The organism is Lactobacillus sp. 23-2 (genome assembly GCF_044902225.1).
Lineage (GTDB): Bacteria > Bacillota > Bacilli > Lactobacillales > Lactobacillaceae > Lactobacillus > Lactobacillus absianus.
The window spans coordinates 1-278 of record NZ_JAOQBX010000096.1 but is presented as its reverse complement, the minus strand read 5'-3'; the positions used below and the strand labels follow the sequence as shown (position 1 = coordinate 278).

At 50.0% G+C, this 278-nt stretch carries 1 pseudogene; it reads left to right on the top strand.

Features of this window, described 5'->3' with window-relative positions:
- Positions 1-278, top strand: a pseudogene (locus OCH80_RS10310) (hypothetical protein); the annotation flags it as partial.

The window sequence follows — 278 nt, the reverse complement described above, 5'->3', positions numbered from 1 at the left end:
AGAGAGTTCGCAATGAGCTTAATTCTGACAAGGAAACTGATGCTTGGAGACTGGCATATCCAGCTCATCTTGCCAATCTTGCAGTGCAGGATCTTGGCAATGCTTGGAAGAACTTCTTTGACAAAGCTCAGCCAGACTGGGGCAAGCCGAAGTACAAGTCCCGCAAAGCCTCCCGTCAAGGCTTTAAGAGCGACCAAAGCAAAATTGAAGGACAGATTCTGAAGCTGGAATGCCCGCAGGGGCGCAAGGATTGGCCACTTGGCCGGATTCGCTTAAAT